The sequence below is a fragment of the Rhizobium sp. P1_E6 genome (genome assembly GCF_056405875.1).
In genome coordinates, this window is sequence record NZ_JBFUBG010000329.1 from 1 (window position 1) to 792 (window position 792).

The 792-nt window shown below is 52.2% G+C and carries 1 protein-coding gene; it reads right to left on the reverse strand.

The genetic code is table 11. The annotated features are described in order from the left end of the window. Nucleotides 1-262 precede the first annotated feature (262 nt). Nucleotides 263-484 carry a hypothetical protein gene (locus tag AC1D35_RS36555; protein ID WP_477942944.1) on the reverse strand — a complete coding sequence of 74 codons (222 nt, stop codon included), beginning with the start codon at nucleotides 482-484 and terminating at the stop codon, nucleotides 263-265. Nucleotides 485-792 lie beyond the last annotated feature (308 nt).

The following is a 792-nucleotide window of genomic DNA, read 5'->3' on the forward strand; positions in this document are numbered from 1 at the left end:
ATACAGGGCCATGGCGTATTTTTCATGATTGCCGCCTTTGGCCAGATAAGTCGCAAATCGCGGTTCGGAGAGCGATGCACGGATCGCTTGAAGCTGATGGGCCTGGTAGGGATATGGGACTTGACTTTCCGCCATGATTCTTAGATAACCACCCTACAGCAGTCGACCCGGCCCCACTGGTTTCCATGCGCCATCGACAACGAATTATATGTGCACCAGGTCAGGCCAGCCCTCACCTGGTGTTTCATTTTCTATGCTCCCCTTACCTGCGGTAATGCTGGGAAACTGCGCCGGGCGATATCCCAAGCAGCTTGGCCACTAAGGTTTGCCTGACATCGTTTTCCCGCGCGAAGTCGAGAAAGGCGCGACCAAATTCGGTCATCCGGCCGCCCTGGGTTTTTGCCAGCCCCCTGAATTCTTCGATGGCCGCAAACTCCTGCTCGAGAAGCTCCAGCTCTTGYCTCACTCGATCGCCAACGGGCATCAACACCACCTAAAGCAATATAACTATTGTATATAGAAAGCGGTAAAGCCTGTCAATCCAGTGGCCTACTGATCATCTAAATTTCTAGTTCTTTTCTAAATGACTGATAATACACATAAACACTTGTTTACAATGATCGCTTCAGGGCATGCTAGCTCCTTTCTGGCCGAATCTAGCAAGGTTCAGACCGCGGATATCCACCAACTGGTGCACATCCGCGGGGGCGAGTCCTTTCCTGGGTGGGCGCATGGCTAACCCAATCAAAATCTTGGGGATCATACAAATCGACGAGGTTCACCGCCCCGCAC